We start from the raw sequence: 26,628 nt of genomic DNA, 5'->3' as shown, positions 1-26,628 counted from the left end.
AGTTAACGTGGATAAGGATAGCGGTAATGTGTTGACGGTTTCAAGGTTAAATTTTCAGCAACACATCATAAAAAAACCCGCCGAAGCGGGTTTTTAGCATTTGTATCAACGGGCACATTACTGCAGCAGCGAAATATCCGCTACGCGCAGGAACAGCTCACGCAGTTTTTCGAGCATAGAGAGACGGTTAATACGCAGCTCTTTATCTTCTACGTTCACCATCACTTTCTCGAAGAAGGCGTCAATGACGTCACGCAGCTCGGCCAGCTCCACCAGCGCTTCCTGGTAGCGACCTTCCGCGAAGACCGGCTCGAGCTTGTCGCGCAGCACCACAACCTGCATCGCCAGGGCGATCTCTTCCGGCTCTTTCAGCGTCGCGGCGTTCACACGCTCGTTCAGCGTCTCGTCGGATTTCGCCAGAATGTTGGATACACGCTTGTTGGCCGCCGCCAGAGCAGATGCCGCTTCCAGCGTACGGAAGTGGGAAACCGCCTTCATACGCGCATCGAAATCAGCCGGACGGGTCGGACGACGCGCCAGCACCGCCTGAATGGTGTCGACGGTGTAACCTTCATCCTGATACCAGGCGCGGAAACGACCGAGCATAAAGTCGATCACATCATCCACCACGTTCGCGTTAGTCAGCTTATCACCGTACAAACGCACCGCTTCTTCGGTCAGGGTCTGCAGATCCAGGTTCAGGTTCTTCTCAACGATGATACGCAGCACGCCCAGCGCGGCACGACGCAGCGCAAACGGGTCTTTGTCGCCTTTTGGATGCTGACCGATACCGAAGATACCCGCAAGGGTGTCCATCTTATCGGCGATCGCCACGGCACAGGCAACCGGGTTGGACGGCAGTTCGTCACCCGCAAAGCGCGGCTGATACTGCTCGTTCAGGGCCACGGCCACGTCTTCCGCTTCGCCATCGTGACGCGCGTAATGCATACCCATCACGCCCTGGGTGTCGGTAAATTCGAACACCATGTTGGTCATCAGGTCACACTTGGACAGCAGGCCAGCACGCGTTGCGTGGTTGACGTCCGCACCGATTTCACGGGCAATCCAGCCGGACAGCTCCGCGATACGGTCGGTCTTGTCGCGCAGCGTACCCAGTTGCTGCTGGAACAACACGGTCTGCAGGCGTGGAAGATGATCTTCCAGACGCTTTTTACGGTCGGTATTGAAGAAGAACTCGGCATCGGCCAGACGTGGACGCACGACCTTCTCGTTACCAGAGATAATCTGGATCGGATCTTTCGATTCGATGTTTGCCACGAAGATGAAGTTTGGCAGCAGTTTGCCGTCGTTGGCATAGACCGGGAAGTACTTCTGGTCACCCTTCATGGTGTACACCAGCGCTTCAGCCGGAACGGCCAGGAATTTCTCTTCAAACTTCGCGGTCAGCACAACCGGCCATTCCACCAGCGAGGTCACTTCTTCCAGCAGGCTGTCGCTCAGATCGGCTTTACCGCCAATCTTGCGCGCCGCGTCTTCCGCGTCCGCTTTGATTTTGGCTTTACGCTGTTCGTAGTCAGCAATGACCTTGCCGCGCTCCAGCAGGATCTGCGGGTACTGGTCGGCATTGTCGATGGTGAACTCTGGCTCGCCCATAAAGCGGTGGCCGCGGATCACGCGATCGGACGCCACGCCCAGAATGGTAGCCGGAATAACGGTGTCGCCCAGCAGCAGGGTCACGGTGTGAACCGGACGCACAAAGTGCACATCAGACGCGCCCCAGCGCATCAGCTTAGGAATAGGCAGCTTCGCCAGAGACGTGGCAATCATGTCCGGCAGCAGCGCTTCTGCGCTTTCACCTTTCACATGCGCACGGTACAACAGCCATTCGCCTTTATCCGTGGTCAGACGCTCGGCCTGATCGACGGTGATGCCGCAGCCGCGCGCCCAGCCTTCCGCCGCTTTGCTCGGCTTGCCTTCAGCGTCAAACGCCTGGGCAATCGCCGGGCCACGTTTTTCGACTTCGCGATCCGGCTGAGACGCAGCCAGATTTGCCACTTTCAGCGCCAGACGGCGCGGTGCAGCAAACCACTCAATTTTACCGTGCGCCAGGCCAGCGTTATCCAGCTCGGCGGTCACGTTCGCAGCAAAAGATTCAGCCAGGCTGCGCAGGGCTTTTGGTGGCAGCTCTTCGGTGCCGATTTCCACCAGGAAAGTTTTCTCAGACATGGCCGCCTCTTATTTGTTTCGGTTGCACATCGGGAAGCCAAGGGCTTCACGGGACGCATAGTAAGCTTCTGCAACGGCTTTGGTCAGGGTACGAATACGAAGAATGTAGCGCTGACGTTCAGTCACGGAGATGGCTTTGCGGGCATCCAGCAGGTTGAAGCTGTGGGCGGCCTTCAGAATACGCTCGTAGGCAGGCAGCGGCAGCGGAGTCTCCAGCGCCAGCAGCTGCTGCGCTTCTTTCTCGTACTGCTCGAAGCAGGTGAACAGGAAGTCCACGTCCGCGTATTCGAAGTTATAGGTGGATTGCTCCACTTCGTTCTGATGGAACACGTCGCCGTAGGTGGTTTTACCCAGCGGGCCGTCGCTCCAGACCAGGTCGTAAACGCTGTCTACGCCCTGAATGTACATCGCCAGACGTTCCAGACCGTAGGTGATTTCACCGGTGATCGGCTTACATTCCAGACCACCCACCTGCTGGAAGTAAGTGAACTGGGTCACTTCCATACCGTTAAGCCACACTTCCCAACCCAGACCCCAGGCACCCAGCGTTGGGTTCTCCCAGTTATCTTCCACGAAACGGATGTCGTGGATGGTTGGATCCATACCCAGCTCTTTTAGCGACCCGAGGTACAGTTCCTGAATGTTGTCGGGTGATGGCTTAATCACCACCTGGAACTGATAGTAATGCTGCAGACGGTTCGGGTTCTCACCGTAACGACCATCGGTCGGACGACGGGAAGGCTGCACATACGCGGTCGCCATTGGCTCTGGCCCCAACGCACGCAGACTGGTCATCGGGTGTGAAGTGCCGGCGCCGACTTCCATGTCCAAAGGTTGAACAATGGTACAGCCCTGACGAGCCCAGTAATCCTGTAAGGTCAGGATCAGGCCCTGGAAGGTCTTGGTATCAAACTTTTGCATAGTATTTCGTGCTGGATACGTGTGGTTTTAAATGGAAGCGACCAGTATACCCGCTGGCTGCAAGATATACAGTACGAAACGGGGTTGTTTAGGGAAAATTGGGAAATAAGCCTTCCGGCCAGAACGCTGACGGCGTCTGGCTGTTGATTATGCGAGCAGGCTAGCGCATGGAGAGGTGTAAAAACTGACCGTCCGCATCAAACGAGCAGACAAAGCCCTCTTTGCGCGACGTATGGCCCTTGAGCTCATAGCTGCCCTGAAAGCGCTCAAACCCGGTGACGTTGATTTTCTGCACGTCCGAGTTATAGCGGCGTGCGGCCTGGTCCTTGCAGAGCGACTCCATATTCAGCGAACGTTCCGGGCTCATTTTGCCCTGCTGGGCTTTTTGCACTGGTGCTTCTTGTGGCGCACTGCATCCTGCCAGGATCAACAGCAGAAAGAGTGACGCCACACGCTTCATCATCATTTTTATTACCGTCCCGGTCAGCGGCTGTTATTTTTAGTATCAACACTTTTATAGATTAAGGACTGCCATTCTGCGAATCTCGCGGTCTCCCGGCAAGCCTGCGCATAAAACTCAGAATTTTCCAAACGAAGACTTTTGGACAATGGGAGTCACACTCAATTTACAGGGAATACGAGGAACTGATGCCGTCAAAAATTAACTGGATTGATAACCTGCGAGGAATAGCGTGTCTGATGGTGGTCATGATCCACACGACGACCTGGTACGTCACGAATGCCCACAGCATCAGCCCCGTTAACTGGGATATCGCCAATATTCTCAACTCTGCGTCGCGCGTCAGCGTGCCGCTGTTCTTTATGATTTCCGGCTTTCTCTTTTTTGGCGATCGCAGCGCTCAGCCGCGGCACTTCATCCGCATTGCGGCCTGCCTGGGGTTTTACAGCGCCGTTGCCCTGCTCTATATCACCCTGTTTACCTCAATAAACGCCGGACTATCGCTGAAATACGTGCTGCAAAAACCGGTGTTCTACCACCTGTGGTTCTTCTTCGCCATTATCGTTATCTATCTGGTCTCCCCGCTCATTCAGGTGAAAAACGTCAGCGGGAAAATGCTCCTGGCCTTGATGGTGGTGATTGGCATCATCGCCAACCCGAATACGGTTTCGCAGAAAATCGACGGGTTTGAGTGGCTGCCGGTGAACCTCTATATCAACGGCGATACCTTTTACTACGTGCTTTACGGCATGCTGGGGCGCGCCATCGGGATGATGGACACGCAAAAACGCGGTCTGAGCTGGCTCTGCGGGGCGCTGTTTATCGCTGGCGTGGCGGTGATTTCACGCGGGACGCTGCATGAGCTGCAGTGGCGTGGTAATTTTGCCGATACCTGGTATCTCTACTGCGGGCCGATGGTCTTTATCTGTGCCGTATCGCTGCTCACGCTCGCCAAAAACACCCTGAATGCGCGTCCCCTTCCCGTACTGAGCGTCATTTCACGACACTCTCTCGGGATTTACGGTTTTCACGCGCTGGTTATCCACGCGCTTAGGACAAGAGGCGTTGAGCTAAAAAGCTGGCCGGTGCTGGATATGGTCTGGATTTTTGCCGCCACGCTGGCGATCAGCCTGCTGCTGTCGATGCTGCTGCAAAAAATAGACGTTCGCCGCTTCGTCAGTTAACGCTGCGCTGCCGCGCGCGATGGTACTGGCGCGGGGAGGAAAACCCTGCCGCCAGCGAAGCCTGCTCCACGCCGCGCCCCTGCAATAGCCACTGTTCCGCCACCGCCAGACGCAGCTGCTCCAGATAATCACGAACGCTAATGCCTAAATGTGACTGGAAAAGCCGGGTAAGATGGCGCGGGCTGACGTGCGCCAGCGCGGCGATGTCAGGCAAGCTCCACGCTTTTTGCGGCTCGGCGGTGAGCGCATCCTGCGCCCGATGGATCGCCGGATGAAGATGATTGCGGTAGCGCAGCCACGGGGAGAGCTGGGGATCGTCACCGGAACGGCGGAACCAGACCACCATCTCACGCGCCACGGCCAGCGCCTTTTCGGGGCCGCACAGGCGGTTAATCATATGCAGCGCCAGATCGATGCCCGACGTGATCCCCGCGCTGGTCCAGATGTTCTCGTCCTGCACAAAGATGCGGTTTTCTTTAATTGTCGCCGTGGGGGCTGCGGTGCGTAAACGGCTGATAACGTCATGGTGGGTTGTACACTGCCGGTTGTTCAGCAGACCCGATTTCGCCGCCAGCAGCGCCCCTGAACAGACGCACATCACCGTGATATCCCGGCGCTGAATGGCCGGCTGCAGGCGCATCAGCCAGTGCTGTATCTGTAACGCCTGTGGCGTCGAAAACTGAGCGCGGGAGTCACTCACGCCGGGCAATACCAGCAGACTTCCCTCTGGAAGACGCTCCGGCAGCGGCTGAATGCCGCTCATCGTCAGGCCTATCGACGTCTGAACGTCCGGTTGCGGCCCAATGTAATGCAGACGAAACGCGTCGCCAGCCAGCACAAAGGTCTCTGCCGGGCCCGTCATATCTAATGACAGCACCCCGGGCAACATGACGAACCAGACGTCGATGCTCATTACAGTGACTCCAGCGTCTCCGCTACCGTTTTAATTTCGGCAAAACGCCCGGACAGTACCGTTTCGGTACGGTGGCGAATTTCCGCTGCGCTAAGGGTTATCCCTTTGTACGTCATGGGAAACGTCAGCGTCGCCTCGCTTACAAAGGTCACAGCATAACCCAGATCGGATGCCACCCGGGCGGTGGTTTCGCAGCATTGTTCAGTGCGAATGCCGCAGATAATCACACTGTTGATATCACGCTCGCGCAGCCAGCGGTCAAGCCCGGTATCCGTAAAAGCATTATGGACGTGTTTCTGGAAAACCACATCCGGCTGATGACGCAAAAAGGCCATCGGTTTGACATAGCCGCTTTCCAGGGTGAAAGGACCGTCTTCATCCACGTGAAAAATATCAACGACCGGGATATTACGTGCCTGGCAGCCATCAATCAGCCCCAGCATCGCCTGCTGAAAGGCAGGGATCTCGCTTTCCTGCCAGTAATTGCGGTGATGGAAGGACTGCTGAGTATCAATATTGATGAGTGCAATGCGTGACATGGTGGATCTCCTCGCCGGTGGGTGTAACACCATACTGGCAAGGAAAGGAAGGCACGCACAGACCAAAAAAGGACATCCTCGTGCTTCTCCCGGACAAGCGTATTTACGACATCAGCGGCAGCAGCTGCTGGTAGATTTTACGGAATACCGTGCGCCTTTCCGCGTACCGCGCATGGTTTACCGCGTTCGGGAAATGCGCCTGCTCAAGGGTAAGCTGCGGCAGCAGTTGTGAAAGCGGTTGTTCCGGATGAATGGCTATCTGCGCCAGACGCGCGGCGCCGAGCGCGGGGCCAACATCCCCTCCCGTGCGGAAATCCAGCTGCAACCCGCTGATATCCGACAGCATTTGTCGCCAGTAAGGGCTTCGCGCACCGCCGCCAATCAGGGTGACGCTAGTCGGTTTCAGGCCGCAGTCGTGCACCACGTCCATCCCGTCGGCCAGCGCATAGCCCACCCCTTCCAGAACTGCACGCGCCAGTTCTGCCGGACCATGCTGATGGGTTAAGCCAAAAAACACCCCTTTCGCTTCCGGGTTGTTGTGCGGCGTACGTTCGCCGGAAAGATACGGTAAAAACCAGACGGTACCGGCATTTTCATCCGCCTGCTGTGCTGCGGCAATCAACGCAGGAACATCAGCCATCCCGGTCAATTTCGCCGCCCAGTCCAGGCACGACGCTGCACTCAGCATCACCGACATCAAATGCCATTTCCCAGGAAGCGCGTGACAGAAACTGTGCACCGCGCTTTCGGGATTGCTGCGATAGCCGTCACTGACGGCAAAATAGACGCCAGACGTTCCCAGCGACAGCATCGCCTGACCCGCCTCAACCATGCCGACGCCCACGGCACCCGCGGCATTGTCACCGCCCCCGGCAACCACCGGTACGGCAGGCATATTCCAGCGTTCCGCAACGTCCGGCAGCAACGTGCCTGTGACCTCGCTACCTTCGAACAGCGCGGGCATGTGTTCCCGGGTTAGATGGCAAGCATCCAGCATCGCCTCGCTCCAGTCGCGTTTCGCCACGTCGAGCCACATCGTGCCTGCGGCATCGGACATGTCGGAAGCAAAATCGCCCGTCATACGAAAGCGCAGATAGTCTTTCGGCAACAGAACTTTCGCCACCTGACGGAAAATCTCCGGCTCGTGTCGCTGCACCCACAGCAGTTTGGGCGCAGTAAAGCCGGGCATCATCAGGTTGCCGGTAATTTCACGAGACGTGGGTACATGCGCCTCAAGAAGCGCGCACTCTTCCGCACAGCGGCCATCGTTCCAGAGAATGGCGGGTCGCAACACGCGATGCTCGCTATCCAGCAAGGTTGCACCGTGCATTTGCCCGGCAATCCCCAGCGCTTTCACGTCACGCAGAGAATGCTGTTCACCTAACCCCTTGATTGCACGATCCGTTGCCTGCCACCACTGCTCCGGGTCCTGTTCCGACCACAGCGGATGCGGACGTGAAACCTGCAGCTTTTCTGTCTGCGTTGCTAACACCTCGCCCTGCTCGCTTAACAGGATGGCTTTCACACCCGATGTGCCCAGATCGATCCCGATATACATTGCGGTGACTCCTTTGACAGAAATGCCCGGTGGCGCTTCCGCGTACCGGGCCTGGATACTGTTATTTATCGAACAGGTAGTGGTTGACCAGATTTTCCAGCAGTTCCTGGTGCCCGCTCTGGTGCTGCGGCGCCAGCTGATGTTGTTCAGCGTACTTCGCGATGTCCGCAAGCGATAACTGCCCTTTCAAAATTTGCTGGCCCAGCTCACTGTTCCAGCCGCTGTAGCGCTTCGCCACGCGTTTATCGAGCTCGCCGTCTTCAATCATACGTGCCGCCACCTTCAGCGCCAGCGCCATGGTGTCCATCGCGCCAATGTGGCCGTAGAACAGATCGTATTTGTCGGTGCTCTGGCGACGCACCTTGGCGTCAAAGTTCAGGCCACCGGTGGTGAAACCGCCCGCTTTGACGATCTCGTACATCACCAGCGCATTCTCTTCCACGCTGTTCGGGAACTGATCGGTGTCCCAGCCCAGCTGCGCGTCGCCACGGTTCGCATCGACCGAGCCGAAGATGCCCAGCGCAATCGCAGACGCGATCTCGTGGTGGAAAGAGTGGCCCGCCAGCGTGGCGTGATTGGCCTCAATGTTCACTTTGATCTCTTTTTCCAGACCAAACTGCTTCAGGAAGCCATACACCGTCGCCACGTCGTAGTCATACTGATGCTTCGTTGGTTCCTGCGGCTTCGGCTCAATCAACAGCGTGCCGCGGAAGCCAATTTTGTGCTTGTGGTCGACAACCATCTGCATAAAGCGGCCAATCTGCTCGCGCTCCTGACGCAGATCGGTGTTGAGCAGGGTTTCATAGCCTTCACGTCCGCCCCACAGGACATAGTTTTCGCCGCCCAGCTGATGCGTGGCGTTCATTGCCGTCACCACCTGCGTGGCCGCCCAGCTAAACACTTCCGGATCCGGGTTGGTTGCCGCACCCGCGCCGTAGCGTGGGTTAGTGAAGCAGTTTGCCGTGCCCCAGAGCAGCTTCACGCCGCTTTGCTGCTGTTTTGCTGCCAGTACATCCACCATCTGTGCAAAGTTGTTCAGATACTCTTTCAGCGATGCGCCTTCCGGCGACACGTCGACGTCATGGAAGCAGTAGTACGGCACGTTCAGCTTGTGGAAGAACTCAAACGCAACGTCGGCTTTGCGCTTTGCCAGTTCGATGGCCTCACCCGGCTGCTGCCATGGGCGATCAAAGGAGCCCACGCCGAACATATCGGCGCCATTCCAGCAGAAGGTATGCCAGTAACAGGCGGCAAAGCGCAGATGATCTTCCATGCGCTTACCCAGCACCAGCTCATCCGGGTTGTAGTGACGAAATGCTAAAGGATTGGTCGTTTTCGGGCCTTCGTAACGAACACGATCGAGTTGGTCGAAATAAGCTTGCATATTGAGCTCCATAATCAGGGTATGCGGCGAGTCGTTGATACAGGAGTAATAGTGAATAGACATTTTGGGTTGCTCAATTACGTTATTTCACACTGCTATTGAGAGAATGCACAACTGTGCGCTGGCTCGCAAAATAATGCGCAGACAAACTATTTTTCGGCGCATATTCCAGAATCAAATGTAATTAAGACGTTACGTATTTTAAAATCCGATCGCGGTCATAAATTCAGAAATAAACCAAATATCATAATGCGAAGATAAAAATCTGTAATTGCCAGCCCGCCTTTCCGCGTTAAAAATTTGCTGCGTCCCAGCAGTGAATGTTTCTTTTATCTCAGCAACACATACCCCTACAAAAAGGCCTAATAATTATGAAGATAAAGAACCTGACTCTAACGCTCTGCGCTACGCTCCTCCTTGCAAGCTTTGCAGGACATGCCAAAGAGGTCAAAATTGGCATGGCGATTGACGACCTGCGCCTGGAGCGCTGGCAAAAAGATCGCGATATTTTTGTTAAAAAAGCAGAATCCCTCGGCGCCAGCGTGTTTGTTCAGTCGGCTAACGGCAACGAAGAAACACAAATGTCGCAGATTGAGAATATGATTAACCGTGGCGTCGATGTGCTGGTCATTATCCCCTATAACGGCCAGGTATTAAGTAACGTGGTGAAAGAAGCCAAACAGGAAGGCATTAAAGTCCTGGCCTATGACCGCATGATTAATAATGCGGACATTGATTATTATATTTCGTTCGACAATGAAAAAGTCGGGGAATTACAGGCGCAAAGCCTGATCGACAAAGTGCCTCAGGGCAATTATTTCCTGATGGGCGGCTCTCCGGTGGATAACAACGCCAAGCTGTTCCGCGAAGGGCAAATGAAAGTCCTTAAACCGTACATCGACAACGGGAAAATTAAAGTGGTCGGCGATCAGTGGGCCGACGGCTGGCTGCCAGAAAACGCGCTGAAGATTATGGAAAACGCGCTGACGGCCAACAACAACAAAATTGATGCGGTTGTGGCCTCCAACGATGCCACCGCAGGCGGTGCTATCCAGGCCCTGAGTGCACAGGGGCTGGCCGGTAAAGTCGCCATTTCAGGACAGGATGCCGATCTGGCTGGCGTAAAACGCATCATCGCAGGCACCCAAACCATGACGGTCTACAAACCGATTACCGAGCTTGCCAATACGGCGGCGGAAATCGCCGTGGAACTGGGCAATGGCAAGCAGCCTAAAGCAGACGCAACGCTAAATAACGGACTGAAAGACGTTCCGGCTCGCCTGCTCACCCCTATTGAAGTCAATAAAGAGAACATTGACGCCACCGTCATTAAAGACGGCTTCCACAAGAAGAGCGAACTGTAATCCGGCGCGGCCCCTGCTCTGCGGGGGCGCATCACGTTGTACTGTTCTTCCCTCGGGTTATGTGGAGCAGTTATGCCTTATTTACTTGAAATGAAAAGCATCACCAAGCGCTTCGGCACGGTGAAAGCCGTCGATAACGTCAGCCTCCGGTTGAACCCCGGCGAAGTGGTTTCGCTGTGTGGCGAGAACGGCTCGGGCAAGTCGACGCTGATGAAAGTGCTGTGCGGGATCTACCCGCACGGCAGCTACGAAGGCGAAATCGTCTTTGCCGGTGAAGTTATCCAGGCGACTCACATTCGTGATACCGAACGTAAAGGCATCGCCATCATCCATCAGGAACTGGCGCTGGTGAAGCATCTCACCGTGCTGGAGAACATTTTCCTCGGGGCCGAAATTTCCCGCCACGGCGTGCTGGATTACGACACCATGACGCTCCGCTGTGAAAAGCTGCTGGCGCAGGTGAGCCTCAGCATTTCACCGGATACCCGCGTGGGCGACCTGGGCCTTGGGCAACAGCAGCTGGTCGAAATAGCGAAAGCGCTCAATAAACAGGTCAGGCTGCTGATCCTTGATGAGCCTACAGCCTCGCTCACCGAACAGGAAACCGCGGTTCTGCTCAATATCATCCGCGATCTGCAAAACCACGGCATCGCCTGCATCTACATTTCACACAAGCTGAACGAGGTTAAAGCCATTTCGGATACCATCTGCGTGATCCGCGACGGGCAGCACATCGGCACGCGTGAAGCCGCCGGGATGAGCGAAGATGACATCATCACCATGATGGTAGGGCGCGAGCTGACGGCGCTCTACCCGAATGAGCCTCACACCAAAGGTGATGAAGTGCTGCGCGTGGAAAACCTGACCGCGTGGCACCCCGTTAACCGCCACATCAGGCGCGTCAATAACGTCTCGTTTTCTCTGCACAGCGGCGAAATTCTCGGTATTGCCGGGTTAGTCGGCGCCGGGCGCACGGAGGCCGTACAGTGTCTTTTTGGCGTGTGGCCGGGGCGCTGGGAGGGCACGATTTATATCGACGGCCAGCCGGTGAAAATCGACAACTGCCAGCAGGCGATCGCCCGCGGCATTGCCATGGTGCCGGAAGATCGTAAAAAAGACGGCATCGTGCCGGTCATGGCGGTGGGGAAAAACATTACGCTGGCGGCGCTCGATCGCTTCTCCGGCGCGCTGAGCAGCCTGGACGATGCCGCAGAGCAACAGTGCATCCTCCAGTCACTCGCCCGTCTCAAGGTCAAAACCTCCTCTCCGGAACTGGCGATTGGTCGCCTGAGCGGCGGCAACCAGCAAAAAGCCATTCTGGCGCGCTGCCTGCTGCTTAATCCACGCATATTAATCCTTGATGAACCGACGCGCGGGATTGATATCGGTGCCAAATATGAAATCTACAAACTGATTAATCAGCTTGTACAGCAAGGGATTGCCGTCATTGTCATTTCGTCTGAGTTACCCGAAGTGCTCGGCCTGAGCGACCGCGTGCTGGTCATGCATGAGGGGAAACTGAAAGCCAACCTGATTAACCAGAACCTGACGCAGGAGCAGGTGATGGAAGCCGCTTTAAGGAGCGAACGTCATGTCGAAAAGCAATCCGTCTGAGATCAAAGTCGCCGTTCCGACGCCCGGTGCGTTCGCAGGGCTAAAAGCGCTGAACCTGCAGGTCTTCGTGATGATCGCGGCCATTATCGTCATCATGCTGTTCTTTACCTGGATGACCGATGGCTCGTACTTAAGCGCGCGAAACGTCTCCAACCTGCTCCGCCAGACCGCCATCACCGGCATCCTGGCCGTGGGCATGGTGTTCGTGATTATCTCCGCGGAGATCGATCTGTCGGTCGGGTCGATGATGGGACTTCTCGGCGGCGTGGCGGCGATTTTTGACGTATGGCTCGGCTGGCCTCTGCCGCTGACCGTAGCGGTCACGCTGGTGCTGGGTCTGGTTCTGGGGGCCTGGAACGGCTGGTGGGTAGCCTATCGTAAAGTGCCGTCGTTCATTGTCACCCTGGCGGGGATGCTGGCCTTCCGCGGGATCTTAATCGGCATCACTAACGGCACCACCGTCTCCCCGACCAGTGCAGCCATGTCGCAGATTGGCCAGAGTTACCTCTCAGATAGCGTGGGCTTTTCCATCGGCGTGGTGGGATTGCTGGCGTTTGTCGCATGGCAGTGGCGTGGACGCATGCGCCGTCAGGCGTTGGGGCTCGCTTCTCCGGCGTCAACGTCGGTGGTGGGGCGTCAGGCGCTCACGGCGGTCATTGTGCTGGGCGCCATCTGGCTTTTAAACGACTACCGCGGTGTCCCGACACCCGTCCTGCTGCTGGCACTTTTACTGTTGGGCGGTATGTTTATGGCGACGCGCACCGCGTTTGGCCGCCGTATTTATGCCATTGGCGGCAACCTTGAGGCTGCTCGGCTTTCGGGTATTAACGTCGAACGCACCAAACTCGCGGTCTTCGCCATTAACGGCCTGATGGTCGCTATCGCCGGGCTGATCCTCAGCTCAAGACTGGGCGCCGGCTCTCCCTCCGCCGGTAACATCGCCGAGCTGGATGCTATCGCCGCCTGCGTCATTGGCGGTACCAGCCTCGCAGGGGGTATCGGTAGCGTGGCGGGCGCGGTGATGGGCGCATTTATCATGGCGTCGCTGGATAACGGGATGAGTATGATGGACGTCCCGACGTTTTGGCAGTATATCGTCAAGGGGGCAATTCTTTTACTGGCAGTCTGGATGGATTCGGCCACCAAGCGACGGGCCTGATAACGGTATTGTGACTTAATTAGGAAGTGAGCCATGTTTGAAAAGCGTCACCGCATTACGTTGTTATTCAATGCCAACAAAGCCTACGACCGTCAGGTGGTGGAAGGTGTGGGTGAATATTTGCAGGCGTCGCAATCCGAATGGGATATTTTTATTGAAGAAGATTTCCGCACCCGTCTGGAGAACATCAAAGACTGGCTGGGCGATGGCGTTATCGCCGACTATGACGATCCCGTCATCGAACAGTTGCTGACCGACGTCGACGTTCCGATTGTGGGCGTCGGCGGCTCCTACCATTCGCCCGAACACTATCCTCCGGTTCACTATATTGCCACCGATAACCATGCCCTGGTCGAGGCCGCGTTTCTCCATTTAAAAGAGAAAGGCGTCCACCGCTTTGCGTTTTACGGCCTACCCGCCACCAGCGGCAAGCGCTGGGCCGTTGAGCGTGAACACGCGTTTTGCCAGCTGGTCGCGCAGGAGAAGTATCGCGGCGTGGTCTATCAGGGGCTGGAAACCGCGCCGGAAAACTGGCAGCACGCGCAAAACCGCCTCGCTGACTGGCTGCAAACGCTGCCGCCGCAAACCGGTATCATTGCCGTAACGGACGCGCGTGCGCGCCACGTGCTGCAGGTCTGCGAACACTTACATATTCCGGTGCCCGAAAAGCTGTGCGTGATTGGCATTGATAATGAAGAACTGACCCGCTATCTGTCCCGCGTGGCGCTTTCCTCCGTTGCCCAGGGCACTCGTCAGATGGGCTATCAGGCGGCGAAGCTGCTGCATCGCCTGCTCGATAAAGAATCTCTGCCGCTTCAGCGCCTGCTGGTGCCTCCTGTTCGCGTCGTAGAACGTCGTTCAACCGATTATCGCTCCTTAAGCGACCCGGCCGTCATTCAGGCCATGCACTATATTCGCAACCACGCATGCAAAGGGATTAAGGTCGATCAGGTGCTGGATTCGGTGGGTATTTCGCGTTCGAATCTGGAGAAGCGTTTTAAAGAAGAGGTGGGCGAAACTATTCATGCCGTCATCCATGCTGAAAAGCTGGAGAAAGCACGCAGCCTGCTCATCTCCACATCGCTGTCGATCAACGAAATCTCGCAGATGTGCGGTTACCCGTCGCTGCAATATTTTTATTCGGTGTTTCGCAAAGAGTATGACACCACGCCGAAAGAGTATCGGGATCGCCACAGCGAGGTGCTGATCTAGAAAAGAAAACGCCTTCCGGTGGAAGGCGTTTTTTTGAGATTACATATGGGCGGCGATTAAGCGCTGGTTATCCTGGTACATAGCAAACAGATAGTTGTTATAGCTCTGTCCCTTCGTCGAATACCCTTTCAGCTTGTGGATCATCGTACTGGCCGTCACTTCCTGGTCCGCTTTACGCAGCTGAGCGCGTGATTTACGGAACGATGAGTAGGCCGGGTGCGTGTTCAGATTCACCACATAGGCGCTAACGGAATCTTTCACGGATTCAAACTGCGAATAGCCTTTCACTTTGCCCGGCGCATTAGTACAACGGCCTTTCACGCATTTCATGCCGAAAAGGTTGTTGTTGCTACGCGCAAGCTTAGAAGTCCCCCAGCCGCTTTCGGCAGCAGCCATGGTCGCAACCATGCTGCCCGGGATGATATCCACACGCTCAAGGAGAGCATTCCACGGCACACGACGCGTGTTACCGTTCCAGCTCAGCTTGTAGCGCTTCGTGATATCCTTCAGACGCGCGCGCTCGGATGGCGACCAGCGGCTATCGTACTGTTTGGAAATCAGCCAGTTACGATCCGCAGTAATCGCGGCATTTTGACTCGTGATGTAAGGCATTACCGTCCGGAGAAACGCTTTTTTCCTTGGTGTTCCGGAAGGGTATTTTCGCAAATCAGGAAGTGAACTACTCTTTGCACTATTGCGAGAATACTCTTGTTTACTGCTAACCTTACTACTTGTCGTCTTTATTACGTGGGCTTTCTTACTCGTTGTATCCGTGTGCGTCTTCGCAAGCACCTCACCCGAAAATGCCGTGGTGAGTAACATGAGTATCGCAGCCCCATATCGTCGAATGGGAGTCGATATCATTAGGTCTCCTGGTCGGATGTAATCATCCTAACACCTTATTTTTTTCACAAATTTGAGAGCGGAATCTCAAATCATATCAAAAATAGACTTCAAGAGCACGTATAGAAATAGTCCAATTCCGAAACTATGTCACCTGAAACTTGCTCATAAAATCATCATTCCACAAAAACTGTGTGCGCTATCGCAGATAACTGCCTAATTTTGCGCGAGATCACTCATCCTCACGCATCCTCCTGGCAGAAACCGACAGGGGATGAGTTTTTGCCCCTCGCCTGATGGCACACTGGTCAAAAATGCCGCGACAGGAAAAAGGAATGAAACGTACCGCATTAGCCTTTCTGATGTTACCCGCACTGGCGCATGCCGACTGGTCATCGCCAGGGTTTAGCGCATTTAGCGCCGAAGGCACCGGGGTCTTCACCAGCCAGGCAAAGCTTGCGAAGGGTACGCGTCCTCTTACGCTGAGTTTTGACAAGACGTGCTGGCGGCCTACAGGTGCGATAAAACTCAATGAGATGCTGTCGCTCAAGCCCTGTGACGGCACGCCGCCGCAGTGGCGCCTTTTCCGCGACGGTGAATACCAGATGCGGATTGATACCCGCTCCGGCACGCCCACCCTGCTGCTGACGATTCAGAGCGCCGCAGAACAGCCGGTTGCAAACGTCATCCGTCAGTGTCCGAAGTGGGACGGTAAGCCGCTGACGCTGGACGTCAGCCATACCTTCCCGGAAGGCTCCGTCGTGCGCGACTACTACAGTAAACAGACGGCGACGGTGCAAAATGGAAACATCACTCTGCAGCCAGCCGTCAACAGTAACGGTCTGCTGCTGCTTGAGCGCGCCGAAACCGACAGGCCTGCGCCGTTTAGCTGGCAAAATGCCACCGTCTATTTTGTGCTGACCGACCGCTATGCGAATGGTGACCCGGGTAACGACAACAGCTACGGTCGTCATAAAGACGGCATGCAGGAAATTGGCACTTTCCACGGTGGCGATCTCAAAGGACTTGCCGGCAAGCTCGATTATTTACAGCAGCTGGGAGTGAACGCGCTCTGGATAAGCTCCCCGCTTGAGCAGATCCACGGCTGGGTCGGCGGTGGCACCAAAGGAGATTTTCCTCACTACGCCTATCACGGCTACTACACCCAGGACTGGACAAAACTCGACGCCAACATGGGCACCGAAGATGATTTACGCCATCTTGTCGACGAAGCGCACAAGCGCGGGATCCGCATTCTGTTCGATATCGTTATGAACCACGCTGGCTATGCCACGCTTGCAGACATGCAGGAGTATCTGTTTGGAGCCCTGTACCTGCAGGGTGATGAACTGAAAAAGACGCTGGGAGAACGCTGGACGGACTGGAAGCCGGGCGCGGGACAAAGCTGGCACAGCTTTAACGACTACATCAACTTCGGCGATAAAGCCGCATGGGAAAAATGGTGGGGTAAAAAGTGGATCCGCACCGACATTGGCGATTACGACAACCCCGGTTTTGATGATTTAACAATGTCGCTGGCGTTTTTACCCGATCTGAAAACGGAATCCACCGTCCCTTCCGGGTTGCCCAATTTCTATCAATACAAGCCCGATACCCACGCGAAAGCGATTCCGGGCTATACCCCGCGCGACTACCTGACCCACTGGCTCAGCCAGTGGGTACGTGACTACGGCATCGACGGTTTTCGGGTGGATACCGCAAAACACGTTGAGCTTGCGGCCTGGCAACAGCTGAAAGACCAGGCAAGCCAGGCGCTGGCTGCCTGGAAAAGCGCTCACGCGGACAAAAAGATCGACAACGCACCGTTCTGGATGACCGGGGAATCCTGGGGCCACGGGGTGATGCAGAGCGATTATTACCGCCACGGCTTCGATGCGATGATCAACTTTGACTATCAGGAGCAGGCGGCAAAAGCGGTGGATTGCCTGGCCGATATGGATCTCACCTGGCAGCAGATGGCGGAAAAGCTGCAAAACTTCAACGTGCTGAGCTATCTCTCATCACACGATACGCGTCTGTTCCGCGAAGGGGGCCAGCGCGCGGCGGAGCTGCTCCTGCTGGCGCCGGGCAGCGTGCAAATCTATTACGGGGATGAGTCTGAGCGTCCATTCGGGCCAACAGGCTCCGACCCGCTGCAGGGCACCCGTTCGGATATGAACTGGCAGGACGTTACGGGCAAGCAGGCCTTAACCGTCGCCCACTGGCAAACGCTGGGTCAGTTCCGCGCCCGCCACCCGGCGATAGGTGAAGGCAAACAAACCACGCTGTCGCTTAAAGAAGGGTATGGCTTCGTGCGCGAGCACAACGGCGATAAGGTGATGGTGGTATGGGCGGGTAATCAGTAGATCATACCCCTCACCCTAACCCTCTTCCCTCTGGGGAGAGGGCCGGGGTGAGGGGAATTCCACCAGAACTATTCACTACACAAACCCACTCCCGCCCTATAAAACAACAAATCCGACCACACCACCCGATTTGCACCAGCACGGTGCTAGCGTTATGGTTACCCACTTTCAAAATAAGCTCGACAGATCACCTGCTATGACGTTTTCACTTTTCGGCGACAAATTTACCCGCCATTCAGGCATTACTCGCCTGATGGAGGACCTCAACGACGGGCTGCGCACACCGGGCGCAATCATGCTCGGCGGCGGAAACCCGGCTCAAATTCCGGAGATGACGACCTATTTCCAGACGCTGCTCGCTCAGATGCTGGAAAGCGGCAAAGCAACCGATGCGCTTTGCAATTACGACGGCCCGCAGGGTAAAACCGAACTGCTGGCACTCCTCGCCGAAATGCTGCGTGACGAGCTGGGCTGGGATATCGAACCACAGAATATTGCACTGACAAACGGCAGCCAGAGCGCATTTTTCTACTTGTTTAACCTGTTCGCAGGGCGTCGCGCCGACGGCACCACCAAAAAAGTGCTGTTCCCGCTGGCGCCGGAGTATATCGGCTATGCCGATTCCGGCCTGGAAGAGGATCTGTTCGTCTCCGCGCGCCCGAACATCGAACTGCTGCCGGAAGGCCAGTTCAAATATCACGTCGATTTTGAACACCTGCATATTGGTGAAGAGACGGGCATGATCTGCGTATCGCGCCCGACTAACCCAACGGGCAATGTGATCACCGATGACGAACTGATGAAGCTGGATGCACTGGCAAATCAGCACGGCATTCCGCTGGTAATCGATAACGCCTACGGCGTACCGTTCCCGGGCATTATCTTCAGCGAAGCACGTCCGCTGTGGAACCCGAACATTGTCCTATGCATGAGCCTCTCAAAGCTGGGCCTGCCGGGCAGCCGCTGCGGCATCATCATCGCTAACGAGAAAATCATCACCGCCATTACCAATATGAACGGCATTATCAGCCTCTCACCGGGCGGCATTGGCCCGGCGATGATGTGCGAGATGATCAAACGCAAGGACCTGCTGCGTCTGTCGAATGACGTGATTAAGCCTTTCTATTACCAGCGCGTTCAGGAAACAATCGCTACAATTCGCCGCTATTTGCCGGAAGAACGCTGCCTGATCCACAAGCCTGAAGGAGCGATTTTCCTGTGGCTGTGGTTTAAGGATTTGCCTATCACTACCGAACTGCTCTACCAGCGCCTTAAAAAGCGCGGGGTGCTGATGGTTCCGGGCGATTATTTCTTCCCGGGACTGGATAAGCCATGGCCACATACCCATCAGTGCATGCGCATGAACTACGTCCCCGACCCGGAAAAAATCGAAGCGGGGGTTAAAATTCTCGCCGAAGAAATCGAAAAAGCCTGGCTCGAAGGCAATTGTTAAATAATAAGGCTCTTCAAATGAAGAGCCTTATTTTTCCGCGATCTGAATCTTACAATAAGGATATATCCTGTAGCGTTTCATTTATCATCCCCATTGAGTTTTCTTAGGAATACTCCTTTAATTTACGCCCACTAACTACTCACTCAATAATTAAGCATCGATTAAATAGCCTAACTTATTGTTATTTTGAATAACCACCTACACCGAAGAAAAATATCTTCCTCAGCCACTTTCATGCATATTTAAAAATACTGCATATACTCACTAATACGCCGCTCGGCGTTCTTTTGCGTGGAGTATTCATATGCTACCTAATAATGTTAGTCGCATCAGCGCTATTGCTGTTGCGGTACTGCTCGCGTTCTCTCTTTCTGCCTGTAGTGGAAGCGGTGGCGGATCTCACTCAACAGCCAAAAATAACCCTGCAACGGGAAGCAGCAGCGGCTCAGATGATGGAAGTGGCACAACCGCGAGCAATGGCGGTTCGGGCAGCAACGGATCGGGCACCGGAACGGGTTCAGGTACCGGGACAGGCGCTGGTGGCGGAACGGGTTCTGGTTCAGGATCGGGCTCAGGCTCAGGCTCAGGCTCAGGCTCAGGCTCAGGCTCAGGCTCAGGCTCAGGGGGCAGTGGAGGAACAACTACCTCAGGCGTAAATACGATACTGGGTGATGCAGGTAAAACCGTGACCAGCGTCGGATCCACTGTGGATGGCCTCGGAAGCCAGCTTCCAACAAATAATCCCGTCACATCAACCGTTTCAACCACCGTCAGCGGTGTTGGCAGTGCCGTGTCCACCGTGGGGACAGGCGTCACGACTGGCGTTGGCGATCCAAACAACCCGAACGGTGTGGGTACAACGGTTAAAGGCGTGACCACGTCGGTCACCTCCCTCGGCAATACCGTTTCAACGGTAGGTACGGGCCTGGCGAGTTCCACTTCCGGAACATCGGTCAGCGGCGTAACGGGCCTGACGGGTAGCGTGGTAAACAGTACCGGGCAACTGGTCAGTAACACCGGCACGGGTCTCACCAACACGGTAAGCAGCCCTGCAGTCACTCAGGTAACTACCGATACCACGACCCTGGCTAACAAGACGCTGGGCGGAGTACAAGGCGTGACGCAAACCGTAGGCACCACAACGGGTCTCGGCACACCGGTCAACGGTCTGCTGACCCAGGTGGGTGGCACCGTCAGCGGCGTGGGGACCAACATTAGCAGCAGCAATAGCGGGCTTAGCGGTGTCGGTCAGGTCGTTCAAAATGTCGGCCAGACGGTCACGGATAGCGGTACGCTAGTGAAACCCACATCAACCACCGGAGGCAGCGGCACAGGATCTCTGACGGCCGATGCCAATGTGACAGCCACAAACAATAGCCTGAGCACAACGGTCAATACCACCCTCAATACGCTGACGGCGGGTGTAACGGCCAATGCAGGCACAACCCAAAATACATCTACGACAAACCCGATTAATGGGCTCAACACGTTAACCACGAGTCTACTGACGTCAAAACAGTAATCCTTTTATTGCCTGTCTGCGCCCCTGGTTCAGGGGCGCTTTATTCAGCGACACTTACCCCAACCGGGGATGACGAACAGGGATTGCGCGATGAAACACCACTTCCTTTTTTCGCTGACGGGGCTGGTTGTGCTGAGCATGGCCCGCGCCGATACTCTGCCCTCTATTATTAACCCCGATAACCCGGCACAAGTTTCTCGTAACGTTGCCCCCGAACAGACTGAAGCCGTTCAACAGCCGACCGTCAAAATAGAAAAACCGAAGTCAACGCTGACGCCTGAAACGCCCATTACCATTAATCACATTCAGTTTATTGGCGGCACGCGTTATCCCTTGAAGGAATTACTTCAGCCCTTCAGACCTTACGCCGGAAAAACCGTGCCGCTAAAAACGCTCACGGGGCTGGTAAACGATATTACGGCGCGCTACAAGGCTGACGGTTTTCCGCTCTCTTATGCCTGGCTGCCCGATAATAATTTCCAGCAGGGCAATATTAAAATTGTTCTGGTTGAAGGCTATGTCGCTCATAGCGACATCACCAGTAATAACCCCCACATCGCTGAACGTCTTAAACGTCTGTCCGAAAAAATCATGGCGAAAAAACCGCTTTCACAGGATACGTTCGATCGCTACAGCCAGCTGATGACGCGCACCCCGAACGTTCCGGTTACGGCTAACGCGCAGTTGCCAACCAATATCTATGGCGCGGCGGCGATGCAAATAACCGGCAACCAGGAGCGGAGCTGGAATATCGCCTCGACGATCGATACCCGTAAAGGGCAAGATTTAATGATGCTGAACGGCACGCTCAGCAACATGACAAGCTATGGCGATCAGCTTGGCGTGGCCACGCTTGTGCCGTTAGATAGCAACACGCGAAAAAACTATGTCGGGCTCAACTGGCAGCAGTTTTTAAACGATGAAGGGCTGACGATGCAGCTCAAAGGCAGCTATTACCATGAAGAGCCGCGAGATTTTTCTCCCCTGCTCTCTTTGCCGAATAATATCAGCGTCGATTCGAAGCAAAAAACAACGCAATACAACGGCGGCGTGACGTTTGGCTATCCCCTGCTGCTGACGCAAAAATCACAAATTAATCTGACCAGCGGTTTTGATTACACCGACCGCCAGGATGATTATGCTCTGCAGGCCAGACTGCAGGGCAAAACCTATAGCCTTGACTCCGTCAATCAGCACGCGCGTTATCCCGCCCTGGAAGTCGGCATCAACGGTGCACATCAATTCACAACCGCCAGCATCAGCGGCCGACTCAACGTTCGTCAGGGTATTGATGCGATGGGTGCCGATATCGTCTCGGCCCCCAGGCCCGATATTAATTTTACGCTCACGAAAAGCTATCTGGACGCAGCCTGGCTGTTTGCCGATAAATGGCGGCTATCAACCTCCTGGGAGGGAGACTGGTCAAACAACACGCTGCCCGAGCCCGAACGCGTTAGCTTCGGTGCCCAGCGCTTTGGACGAGGATATCAGGACAGTGAAGCAAGCGGTGACTACGGCTACGGCGGGCAGGTAGAACTGCGCTATATCCAGATGCGAAAAGAGAGCACCTGGCTTGCCACTATCCAGCCCTACATCCTGGCCGATACCGCGCAAACCTGGTTTAACACCTCCGGCTTGCCTCATCAGCGGCTCGGGTCAGTGGCGGCAGGCGTGATGGTAGGCGATACCCGCCACTATAGCATCACGGTTGAGGCGGCAAGACCCGTCGGGGATGTTCCGACAGACAGTCGCAACAGAGACTGGCGCTACAGCCTGACGTTTACCTGGAATTTCAATAAAATGCAGTAAGCTTTTCAGCCCGAAGACTGGCAGGATCAACACAGCGCAGCGCGTGGGTTGGACAGGCCTCCACGCAGGCCGGTCCGCCTTCGCGATGCAGGCACAAATCACATTTCAGCGCTTGTGCCTTACCCCCATCCAGACGCACCTGCATCGCCCCAAACGGACAGGCAACCATACAGCTCTTGCAGCCAATACAGCGCGTCTGCTCAACAAGCCAGGCGCCCGCCATAAGGCAAATAGCATGGGTTGGGCAGACATTGGCACAGGGTGCGTCCTCGCACTGATGGCAACCCACCGCCGTAGTATTTGTATCCCCCTTCACAACCCGCAGGCGAGAGGTAAAAGCCTGTGCGGTGAAGTTGTCCTGATGCGCAACCGCACAGGCCACTTCACAGGTGCGGCACCCGATGCATTTTTCCGCATCCGCCATGATACATCGGTTCATCTGTTACGCCTCTCGTACGTTAAAACCCAGCTCTTTTGAGATCGCATACGGAACGCGGCCGTGGATATCAAACACCAGCTCATCATACATGGCGCTCAGTTCAGTGATGGTGTTCCGCGTCAAAGGTTGGATCTCAACGCCATGTAGATCTTGCCCATTGCGGAGCAGTAGAGAGGCATATGCTGGCCGATTCAGATCCCGGATATGCAGCAGGAACTGCGCGACAGGCAAGATCGTAGGCCGGGTAGGGCGAACCTGCCCCCCGGCTTTACCGCATCAGAAACGCCAGGTCAGGCCGGTCATCAGCGCGAAGCTGTCATCGCGGTCGATCATCGGGCTGTTCTTCACGTCGTCAGGCAACACGGTGTAAACCGCGCTGGCGTTGAGGTACAGATTCTGGGTTAACTGATATTTAGCCGCCAGGCCAACGTATGGCGTCCAACTGTCGCCAGCGGTGTATTTATCCAGTCCGGAGCGGCGAGACTCGCTGCCGGATACGCCGTAGTAATAGTCGTTATAGCTTTCGTCGCTGTAGAAAACACCAACAGAAGGTGTCAGGGTCAGGCGCTCCATTTTGATCGGACGGAAGTACGATACCTCGCCCACCACGCCGCCGCTTTCATCCATCGCATCGCCAGAAACGGCCACTTTCAGCGACCCCCAGCTTTCGTGACGGTAGTACGCCCCACCGAGGAACGCAGATGCTTTACGCTCATCAAGCTGCTTCATCTGATGATCGTCGTTGTCATCAGGATCGAAATGCAGCGGCATCCACGTTGCGGTCAGGCTGAGTTCATTTTTTGCGTCTTTCCAGAGGATCCATCCACCCGTGGTCTGGCGAACATAAAAGCGATCGCCTTCGTAGCTAATTAACGGTACTGCGGTAGTATTTTCGTTATAGCCTTTGTAAGGAGACTCATTAAATACAGCCCCCGCTCCAAGTGAAAAATCACCAGCCATGGCAGACGTTGATGCAAATAACGTGGCCGCGATGAGTAAATTGTATTTAATAGTCATTCTATGTAATCCATTTAAATGCCAAACAAGCGAGGCGCATAATAATGGTTACAAAATTGCCAATGCAACGCTGCGGTTTATATAATATTATATATAAAATCATATAGATGGGTGTGCATGATGAGTACATTACAGCTAAAACCACGCGAATTAAAAATTATCTCCGTCATTGCAGCCACCCACAGCATTGGTGATGCCGCCGCCCTGCTGGGCATGGCGCAGGCCAACGTCAGTAAATATCTGTCTGATTTTGAAACGCGGGTTGGACTCAAGGTTTTTGAGCGCACCACGCGCCAGCTTGCCCTGACCCAGTTTGGTGAAGCGTTGCTCCCTTACGTTAATGCAACACTGGATAAGAACAGCCAGCTTGTGAATTTCATTGCGGATTATAAGCACGAAAAGCGCGGAAAAGTGACGATCTATGCCCCAACCGGCATCGTGACCTACCTCGCGCGACACGTGATTCATCAGATAGAAGACATCGGTGACATTCGCATCTCTTTGAAAACCTACAATCTGGACCGGAATGAATTTTCAGAAGGCGTTTCCTTTCCGGATGACTGCGACATTTTAATTACTTATGCGCAGCCTAAAGACGAAAGTCTGGTTGCCAGCGTTCTGACACAATATTCCGTTACGGCCTTCGCAACCGTGGAGTATTTAAATAAACACCCCTTAACGGGACCGGAAGATTTAATTAATCACTCCTGTATTCTCATTGACTCCATGCTGGTTGATGATGCCAACATCTGGCGTTTCCGAGTGCACGGCAGCGATGACGTGCATGACTACCGGGTGACCGGTAATTATATTTGCGACAATACGCAGACGGCTCTGGAGCTGGCAAGAAATAATCTTGGGATTGTTTTTGCACCAAAAGAAAGTCTGAAAAAAGAATTAACGCAAGGGATGCTGGTCCCCTGCTTCCCGCATCAGGAAGAGTGGTGGCTCGATCTGACGGCCATCTTCCGCAAACGCGAATACCAGCCCTGGCGCGTGCAATACGTACTGGATGGCGTTCTGAACTGCCTGCGCCAGCAAATTGCTCAGGCCGTGCATGGACGGCCTGAGCTGGGTGATTAGAACAGCCCCAGCGGCTTATCGGAGTAGCTGACCAGCAAACATTTCGTCTGCTGATAATGCTCCAGCATCATCTTGTGGGTTTCACGCCCGATGCCCGATTGCTTATAACCGCCAAATGCCGCGTGCGCCGGATAGGCGTGGTAGCAGTTGGTCCAGACGCGCCCGGCCTGAATGCCTCTTCCCATTTTATAGGCCAGATTACCGTTGCGGCTCCAGACGCCTGCTCCCAGACCATACGGCGTGTCGTTGGCAATCTCCAGCGCCTCCTCCATCGTTTTGAAGGTGGTCACGGCCAGTACCGGTCCGAAAATTTCTTCCTGGAAGACGCGCATGTTGTTTTGACCGAACAGGATCGTCGGCTCCAGATAATACCCGTCCTGCAGATCCCCACCGAGTACCTTACGACGCCCGCCGGTGAGAATATCCGCCCCCTCTTTCTTGCCGATGTCGATGTAGTTGAGGATAGTTTCCAGCTGTCCATGCGAGACCTGCGCCCCCATCTGCGTGGCGTTATCGAGCGGGTTACCGCTGCGGATAGACTCGACGCGGCGAATGGCCCGCTCCATAAAGCGCTCATAGATGGACTCCTGCACCAGCGCGCGGCTTGGGCAAGTGCAGACTTCGCCCTGGTTAAACGCAAACAGCGCAAACCCTTCCAGTACTTTATCGAAGAAGGCATCCTCTTCCTCCATTACGTCTGCGAAGAAGATGTTCGGGGATTTCCCGCCCAGCTCGAGGGTCACCGGGATAATGTTCTGCGTGGCGTACTGCATGATCTGCTGGCCCACCTCCGTCGACCCGGTAAACGCCACTTTGGCGATCCGTTTTGAGGTGGCCAGATATTCCCCTATCTCCCCGCCCGCACCGTTGACCACGTTAATCACGCCCGGCGGCAGAAGATCGCCAACGATTTCCATCAGCAGCAGCACTGAGAGCGGAGTCAGACGCGCCGGTTTGAGCACAATGCAGTTTCCCGCCGCCAGCGCGGGCGCCATTTTCCAGCTCGCCATCAGCAGCGGGAAGTTCCACGGAATGATTTGCCCGACGACGCCCAGCGGTTCGTGGAAGTGATACGCCACGGTATCGCTGTCTACCTCGCTTATTCCTCCCTCCTGAGCGCGAATGCAGGAAGCAAAATAGCGGAAGTGGTCAATGGCCAGCGGCACGTCTGCCGCCATCGTTTCCCGTATCGGCTTGCCGTTATCCCAGGTTTCCGCCGTCGCCAGCAGCTCCAGATTCTGCTCCATCCGGTCGGCGATTTTGAACAGGATCGCCGCCCGGTCCTGCACGGAGGTGTGAGCCCATTTTTCTTTCGCTTTGTGCGCCGCATCCAGCGCCAGGTCTATATCACGCTTGCCGGAGCTGGCAATTTCGCACAGCGGCTGGCCGGTAACGGGAGTCAGGTTGGAATAGTATTCGCCGTCGACGGGAGCTACCCAGTCGCCGCCAATAAAGTTGTCATAACGAGGCTTCAGCTTGAGGGGAAAACCATACTCGCCGGGCTGGATACGCGATGAGGGAGGATTGTTTGTCATGACCGTCTCCTTGCTGTTGGTGTACAACAAGGGTAGTTCCGGCTGGCGATTTTCTCGCCAACCGGT

At 55.3% G+C, this 26,628-nt stretch carries 22 protein-coding genes and 1 pseudogene; 11 read left to right on the top strand and 12 right to left on the bottom strand.

All coding sequences use genetic code 11. The annotated features are described in order from the left end of the window. Positions 1-117: 117 nt before the first annotated feature. From glyS to FOY93_RS00890, 3 genes are all read right to left on the bottom strand, one after another. Positions 118-2,187 (bottom strand): glycine--tRNA ligase subunit beta, encoded by a 2,070-nt coding sequence (gene glyS / locus FOY93_RS00900; RefSeq protein WP_045907867.1) that lies wholly within the window; start codon positions 2,185-2,187, stop codon positions 118-120. A 9-nt stretch (positions 2,188-2,196) separates the two neighbouring features. After that, positions 2,197-3,108, bottom strand: coding sequence for a glycine--tRNA ligase subunit alpha (gene glyQ, locus FOY93_RS00895; protein WP_003860141.1), 912 nt, complete (start codon positions 3,106-3,108; stop codon positions 2,197-2,199). 160 nt (positions 3,109-3,268) lie between these two features. After that, the gene (locus tag FOY93_RS00890; protein WP_133293545.1) at positions 3,269-3,574 is read right to left on the bottom strand and encodes a YsaB family lipoprotein; all 306 of its coding nucleotides are present in this window, start codon (positions 3,572-3,574) and stop codon (positions 3,269-3,271) included. A 182-nt stretch (positions 3,575-3,756) separates the two neighbouring features. Between FOY93_RS00890 and FOY93_RS00885 the strand changes: the two genes are divergently transcribed. Next, on the top strand, positions 3,757-4,752 hold the full coding sequence (locus FOY93_RS00885; RefSeq protein WP_143344501.1) for an acyltransferase: 996 nt from the start codon (positions 3,757-3,759) through the stop codon (positions 4,750-4,752). Here the strand turns inward: FOY93_RS00885 and FOY93_RS00880 are convergent. The 4 genes from FOY93_RS00880 to xylA all read right to left on the bottom strand — a co-directional run bounded on the left by FOY93_RS00880 (position 4,745) and on the right by xylA (position 9,146). After that, positions 4,745-5,665, bottom strand: coding sequence for a GlxA family transcriptional regulator (locus FOY93_RS00880; protein WP_143344500.1), 921 nt, complete (start codon positions 5,663-5,665; stop codon positions 4,745-4,747). The two genes, FOY93_RS00885 and FOY93_RS00880, sit on opposite strands and share 8 nt — an antisense overlap. Then, a complete protein-coding gene (locus FOY93_RS00875; protein ID WP_133293542.1) occupies positions 5,665-6,204 on the bottom strand; it encodes an isochorismatase family protein in 540 nt (179 codons plus the stop codon). Before FOY93_RS00875 ends, FOY93_RS00880 begins: the two co-directional genes overlap by 1 nt. Positions 6,205-6,307: 103 nt before the next feature. Beyond that, the gene (gene xylB, locus FOY93_RS00870) at positions 6,308-7,762 is read right to left on the bottom strand and encodes a xylulokinase (RefSeq protein ID WP_143344499.1); all 1,455 of its coding nucleotides are present in this window, start codon (positions 7,760-7,762) and stop codon (positions 6,308-6,310) included. 61 nt (positions 7,763-7,823) lie between these two features. Next, positions 7,824-9,146, bottom strand: coding sequence for a xylose isomerase (gene xylA, locus FOY93_RS00865; protein WP_127732712.1), 1,323 nt, complete (start codon positions 9,144-9,146; stop codon positions 7,824-7,826). Between the two features lie 371 nt (positions 9,147-9,517). On the opposite strand from xylA, the gene xylF reads away from it, so the two are divergent. The 4 genes from xylF to xylR all read left to right on the top strand — a co-directional run bounded on the left by xylF (position 9,518) and on the right by xylR (position 14,495). Beyond that, the gene (gene xylF, locus FOY93_RS00860) at positions 9,518-10,510 is read left to right on the top strand and encodes a D-xylose ABC transporter substrate-binding protein (protein ID WP_133293540.1); all 993 of its coding nucleotides are present in this window, start codon (positions 9,518-9,520) and stop codon (positions 10,508-10,510) included. A 72-nt stretch (positions 10,511-10,582) separates the two neighbouring features. After that, a complete protein-coding gene (locus FOY93_RS00855; RefSeq protein ID WP_115876672.1) occupies positions 10,583-12,124 on the top strand; it encodes a xylose ABC transporter ATP-binding protein in 1,542 nt (513 codons plus the stop codon). Continuing rightward, on the top strand, positions 12,102-13,283 hold the full coding sequence (xylH, locus tag FOY93_RS00850) for a xylose ABC transporter permease XylH (protein ID WP_133293538.1): 1,182 nt from the start codon (positions 12,102-12,104) through the stop codon (positions 13,281-13,283). The genes FOY93_RS00855 and xylH overlap by 23 nt, the downstream gene beginning before the upstream one ends. 33 nt (positions 13,284-13,316) lie before the next feature. Then, positions 13,317-14,495, top strand: coding sequence for a D-xylose utilization transcriptional activator XylR (gene xylR / locus FOY93_RS00845; RefSeq protein ID WP_021242460.1), 1,179 nt, complete (start codon positions 13,317-13,319; stop codon positions 14,493-14,495). A gap of 39 nt (positions 14,496-14,534) precedes the next feature. On the opposite strand, the gene FOY93_RS00840 is transcribed toward xylR, so the two are convergent. Continuing rightward, positions 14,535-15,359: a protein bax gene (locus FOY93_RS00840; RefSeq protein ID WP_111964332.1), complete on the bottom strand. Its 825-nt coding sequence runs from the start codon at positions 15,357-15,359 to the stop codon at positions 14,535-14,537. 314 nt (positions 15,360-15,673) lie between these two features. Between FOY93_RS00840 and FOY93_RS00835 the strand changes: the two genes are divergently transcribed. From FOY93_RS00835 to FOY93_RS00815, 5 genes are all read left to right on the top strand, one after another. Beyond that, the gene (locus tag FOY93_RS00835; RefSeq protein WP_143344498.1) at positions 15,674-17,704 is read left to right on the top strand and encodes an alpha-amylase; all 2,031 of its coding nucleotides are present in this window, start codon (positions 15,674-15,676) and stop codon (positions 17,702-17,704) included. Between the two features lie 196 nt (positions 17,705-17,900). After that, positions 17,901-19,157 carry a valine--pyruvate transaminase gene (gene avtA, locus FOY93_RS00830; protein WP_111964330.1) on the top strand — a complete coding sequence of 419 codons (1,257 nt, stop codon included), beginning with the start codon at positions 17,901-17,903 and terminating at the stop codon, positions 19,155-19,157. Between the two features lie 317 nt (positions 19,158-19,474). Continuing rightward, positions 19,475-19,813, top strand: a complete 339-nt coding sequence (locus FOY93_RS23485) for a hypothetical protein (protein ID WP_172621898.1) — start codon at positions 19,475-19,477, stop codon at positions 19,811-19,813. Between the two features lie 29 nt (positions 19,814-19,842). Continuing rightward, a complete protein-coding gene (locus tag FOY93_RS00820) occupies positions 19,843-20,679 on the top strand; it encodes a collagen-like triple helix repeat-containing protein (protein ID WP_232057361.1) in 837 nt (278 codons plus the stop codon). Positions 20,680-20,769: 90 nt separating this feature from the next. Then, positions 20,770-22,488: a ShlB/FhaC/HecB family hemolysin secretion/activation protein gene (locus tag FOY93_RS00815; RefSeq protein ID WP_143344497.1), complete on the top strand. Its 1,719-nt coding sequence runs from the start codon at positions 20,770-20,772 to the stop codon at positions 22,486-22,488. Here the strand turns inward: FOY93_RS00815 and FOY93_RS00810 are convergent. From FOY93_RS00810 to FOY93_RS00800, 3 genes and pseudogenes are all read right to left on the bottom strand, one after another. Beyond that, complete coding sequence (locus FOY93_RS00810; RefSeq protein ID WP_143344496.1) at positions 22,472-22,927, bottom strand: 4Fe-4S dicluster domain-containing protein; 456 nt, start codon at positions 22,925-22,927, stop codon at positions 22,472-22,474. The two genes, FOY93_RS00815 and FOY93_RS00810, sit on opposite strands and share 17 nt — an antisense overlap. Before the next feature lie 3 nt (positions 22,928-22,930). Beyond that, a pseudogene (locus FOY93_RS24010) lies at positions 22,931-23,118 on the bottom strand (IclR family transcriptional regulator domain-containing protein); the annotation flags it as partial. 85 nt (positions 23,119-23,203) lie between these two features. Continuing rightward, on the bottom strand, positions 23,204-23,944 hold the full coding sequence (locus FOY93_RS00800) for a MipA/OmpV family protein (protein ID WP_133293532.1): 741 nt from the start codon (positions 23,942-23,944) through the stop codon (positions 23,204-23,206). A 117-nt stretch (positions 23,945-24,061) separates the two neighbouring features. On the opposite strand from FOY93_RS00800, the gene FOY93_RS00795 reads away from it, so the two are divergent. Continuing rightward, positions 24,062-25,027 (top strand): LysR family transcriptional regulator, encoded by a 966-nt coding sequence (locus FOY93_RS00795; protein ID WP_111964325.1) that lies wholly within the window; start codon positions 24,062-24,064, stop codon positions 25,025-25,027. Here FOY93_RS00795 and aldB read toward each other — a convergent pair. Further along, the gene (gene aldB / locus FOY93_RS00790; RefSeq protein WP_127729157.1) at positions 25,024-26,562 is read right to left on the bottom strand and encodes an aldehyde dehydrogenase AldB; all 1,539 of its coding nucleotides are present in this window, start codon (positions 26,560-26,562) and stop codon (positions 25,024-25,026) included. The two genes, FOY93_RS00795 and aldB, sit on opposite strands and share 4 nt — an antisense overlap. Positions 26,563-26,628: the final 66 nt, after the last annotated feature.

This window comes from Enterobacter sp. 18A13, from assembly GCF_007035975.1.
In the GTDB taxonomy this organism is placed as follows: Bacteria; Pseudomonadota; Gammaproteobacteria; order Enterobacterales; family Enterobacteriaceae; genus Enterobacter; species Enterobacter vonholyi.
Note: the sequence above shows the minus strand (reverse complement) of the source record. Positions and strands in the feature narration are given on the sequence as shown.